The 3,784-nt window shown below is 75.8% G+C and carries 3 protein-coding genes; all 3 read right to left on the minus strand.

Features of this window, described 5'->3' with window-relative positions; genetic code table 11:
• Positions 1-143 precede the first annotated feature (143 nt).
• Complete coding sequence (locus ACFV6D_RS21070; RefSeq protein WP_380380224.1) at positions 144-1,358, minus strand: cytochrome P450; 1,215 nt, start codon at positions 1,356-1,358, stop codon at positions 144-146.
• Positions 1,359-1,503: 145 nt separating this feature from the next.
• Positions 1,504-1,722: a ferredoxin gene (locus tag ACFV6D_RS21075; protein WP_063346071.1), complete on the minus strand. Its 219-nt coding sequence runs from the start codon at positions 1,720-1,722 to the stop codon at positions 1,504-1,506.
• A 194-nt stretch (positions 1,723-1,916) separates the two neighbouring features.
• Positions 1,917-3,458, minus strand: a complete 1,542-nt coding sequence (locus tag ACFV6D_RS21080; protein ID WP_380560718.1) for an ATP-dependent DNA ligase — start codon at positions 3,456-3,458, stop codon at positions 1,917-1,919.
• Positions 3,459-3,784 lie beyond the last annotated feature (326 nt).

A 3,784-nucleotide genomic window follows, 5' to 3' on the forward strand; every position in this document is an offset into this window, starting at 1 on the left:
GTCGCCGATACTCCGCATGGACTCCCTCCTCCGCCTTGCGATGCACGCACTCCGACGCCGCGCGCTGATCCGACGTGATCCGAAAGAGAGCCCCTGGACCCTGTCCGGTCGCCGGCCCGGCCCCGCCCTCCGTCCGACGGCCGTCACCAGGTGACGGGCAGCGACCGCATTCCGTAGATGAACGCCTCCGAGCGGAACTTCCGGCCCTCACCGGTGGCCGCCGGCCGCAGGCCGGGCAGCCGTCGGAACAGGGTGGCCAGGGCGATCTGGAGCTCGGCGCGGGCGAGCGGCTGCCCGAGGCACTGGTGCACGCCGAAGCCGAAGGCCATGTGCCGCCGGGCGTCCCGGTCGAGGTCGAGCTCGTCGGCCGGCCGCAGGTCGGCGCCGCCGAACATCTCCTCGTCCTGGTTGGCGGTGGAGATCAGCGCGATCACGCCCTCCCCGGCCTTGATCACGGTGCCGCCCAGCTCGACGTCCTCCAAGGCCACCCGGGGCAGCCCGTGGTCCACGATGGTCAGGTGGCGCAGCAGTTCCTCGACGGCGCCGGGCAGCGCGGCCGGGTCGGCCAGCCTGGCGATCTGCTCGGGCTGGTCGAGGAGCAGGGCGGTGGAGAGCGAGATCATGTTCGCGGTCGTCTCGTGCCCGGCTATCAGCAGCAGGATGCCGGTCGTGGCGACCTCGTCCGGCGTGAGGTCGTCCCGGACGGCGAGCCGGCTGAGTATGTCGTTGCCCGGCTCCTCCCGCTTGCGGGCGGCCAGGCCACCCAGGTACTCGCGCAGTTCGTCCGAGGCGGCCTGGACCTCCTCGGCCGAGCTGTGCTTGTTGAGCAGGGTCCGGCTGAGGCCCTGGAAGCGGTCCCGGTCCTCGTACGGGACGCCGAGCAGCAGGCAGATCACCAGCGAGGGGACGGGCAGCGCGAAGTCGGCGACCAGGTCGGCCTCGGTCCGGCCGTCGGTCATCCGGTCGAGCGCCTCGTCGACGATCTGCTGGATGCCGGGGCGCATCGCCTCGACCCGCTTGACCAGGAAGTCGCCGGTGACCATCCGGCGCTGCCGGGCGTGCTCGGGGTCGTCGAGCCGCAGGAAGCTCGGGTTGGCGAGGAGGGCCTCCCGGCGGCCGGGCACCAGCATCGGGAACCCCGGGTGGCGGGCGTCCGCGCTGAACCGGCGGTCGGACAGGATGGTGCGGACCTCGGCGTAGCCGGTGGCCAGCCAGCAGGACTCGCCGTCGGGCAGGGCGGCGCGGGTGATGGGCGCCGTCGCGGCGGCCTCGGTGTAGGCGGGCGGCGGGCTGAACGGGCAGCCGGCGTCGCGCGGGGCCGGCATCGGGAAGGTCCGGGCGGTGGGTGTGCTCGTCAAGGTGGGGTCTCCTTGCGTCGCAATGTCCTCGGGTGGGTGGGGTGGCGCCGGGGTCTACGGTTCGCGCGACGGCGGCCGGGAGCGGCGGTCGTCACGGTGGCCGGGGTCGGCGCGGGCGGGGGACCGTCGGGAGCCGGTGGGGGCGTCAGCCGGCGTCCTCGGCGGAGTCCTCCTCGGTGACGGTGATCGCGCCGCCCGGGCAGAGCTCGGCGGCGAGCCTCAGCACCGCGAACTGCGGGGGCTTGAACTCGGTCTGACGGAGGATCACCAGACTGTCCTGCTCGTCCTGGTCGAAGATCTCCGGAGCGTTCAGGACGCACATCCCGGAGCTGCAGCAGCGGTCCCGGTCGACGCTCACCTTCATGGTCGAGCACCTCTCGCCAGTGCGGCGCCGGGCGTCCGGCGGCCGCCTCTCGTTGTCATTGCCAACCTAACCGCCACCCTTGCGTCCACGGAGGGGCGATGCGGGGATCGTCCAGAATGGCCGATTCGGTTCGGAGCCGGTCCAGCGCTGCCGCAAAGGGGTTTGAAATTGACGTTACTCCGCCAAAGGGCGGCTCACAGCCCCTCGGCGGCGGCGATCTCCCGGACGGTGGCGACGGTGTCGGCCTCGGCCGCGCCCTTGTCCGGCCGGTAGCGCACCACCCGGGCGAACCGCAGGGCCAGCCCCGCCGGGTAGCGGGGGCTGCGCTGGAGACCGTCGAAGGCGATCTCGACGACCAGTTCCGGCCGGACCCGCACTGTCCAGTCGTCCCGCCCGCTCTCGCGGGCGAGGAGTTCGGCGGTCTGCCAGGCGAGCGTCTCGTCGGTGAGGCCCTTGAAGGTCTTGCCGAGCATCACCCACGGGCCAAGCCCGGGCTCGCCCGCCGCCCGGGCGCCCAGGTGCAGATTGCTGAGGAGGCCGCGCCGCCGGCCGCTGCCCCACTCGGCGGCCAACACCACCAGGTCCAGCGTGTGCCGGGGCTTCACCTTGATCCAGCCGGCACCGCGCCGCCCGGCCGCGTACCCGGCCGCCGGGTCCTTGACCAGGACGCCCTCGTGACCGCGGGCCAGGGTCTCGCGGAAGAACGCCAGTGCCCGCTCGCCGTCCCCGGTCTCGGTGCGGGGCACCCGCAGGCCCTCCGGCACCGCCCCGTCCAGCGCCGCCCACCGCTCCCGGCCGGGGCGGTCCACCAGGTCCTCGCCGTCCCGGTGCAGCAGGTCGAAGAAGAAGGCGCTGAGCGGGACTTCGGCGCGCAGCCGCTCCGGATCCCGCCGGGAGGCGGTGCGCGCGGCGGTTTCCTGGAACGGACGCGGCCGCCCGTCGGGCCCGAGCGCGATCGCCTCGCCGTCCAGCACCGCCGAGCGCAGCGGCAGCGCGAGCGCCGCCTCGGCCACCTCGGGGACGCGCGCGGTGATGTCGTCCAGGCCGCGGGTGAACACCGCGACCTCCGCGCCGTCCCGGTGCACCTGCACCCGGACGCCGTCCAGCTTCCACTCCAGCGCGGCCGGGCCGGTGCGCTCCAGCGCCGAGGCCACGTCGGGCGCGGAGGCGGCCAGCATCGGCCGCACCGCCCGGCCCACCTCCAGCCGGAACGCGGCCAGCGCGGGCGCCCCGCCGGTCAGCGCCGCCTCCGCCACCGCCCGGGCGGAGCCACGGAACATCAGCGCCCGGCGCACCGCCGCCGCGGGCAAACCGGCGGCCTGGGCGACGGCGTCGCCGACCAGCGCGTCCAGCGCGCCCTGGCGCAGCTCCCCGACCAGCACCGCGCGCAGGAACGCCTGCTCGACCTCGGTCGCCCGGGCGAACAGCCCGGCCAGCAGCCGCCGCCGCTCGGCCTGCGCGCCGGGCCCGTGCACCCCGGCGATCCGCTCCAATTCCCGTTCGGTCTCCCGGACGCCGAGCGAGGCCTCGGCGGCGGGCGGCGGCAGGTCGCGCAGGCCCGCCGGGCCGACGCCGGTGCGCAGCCGCTGCGACTCGCCCGACAGCAGACCCACCGCCGCCGGGGCCTCGGCCGGGCCCAGTGCGCGCAGGCAGTCCGCGAGCAGCGCCGTCTTGGCCCGCCGTCCGGGCTCGGCGGCGACGGCGCGGGACGTCTGGGCCAGGTGCCGCAGCCGCATGGCGCTCCTCGGGTGGTGCGTGGCCGGGCGTCCAGGATCGGCCACCCGACCGGCCGGCGCACGGCGGGGGGCGCGTCCGTACCGCGCCGGAGTGGAGTGCGCGGGCGGCCGGTCTTGGCCGTGGTGGAGTTCGGCGCGGAGCCGATGGCCCGTCATGCTGGCGCCACACCGCGGCCCGGCGACCCCGGGGCCCGCCCGACCGAGGGAGACCGAGTTGACCACCACGACCCGCTGGAGCGTGGGGGGGGGCGGGGGGGCGCGCCCCCCCCCCGCCGCCCCCCCCCGACCCAGCCGCAGCGGCGGGCAAAAGGGAGGGCCGGACGGAG

Source organism: Kitasatospora sp. NPDC059812 (assembly GCF_042732075.1).
Classification (GTDB): Bacteria; Actinomycetota; Actinomycetes; order Streptomycetales; family Streptomycetaceae; genus Kitasatospora.

Excerpts from the sequence above, each read along its gene's own strand:
- ACFV6D_RS21075 (WP_063346071.1), bottom strand. The coding sequence starts at position 1,722 with ATGAAGGTGAGCGTCGACCGGGACCGCTGCTGCAGCTCCGGGATGTGC.
- ACFV6D_RS21080 (WP_380560718.1), bottom strand. The coding sequence starts at position 3,458 with ATGCGGCTGCGGCACCTGGCCCAGACGTCCCGCGCCGTCGCCGCCGAG.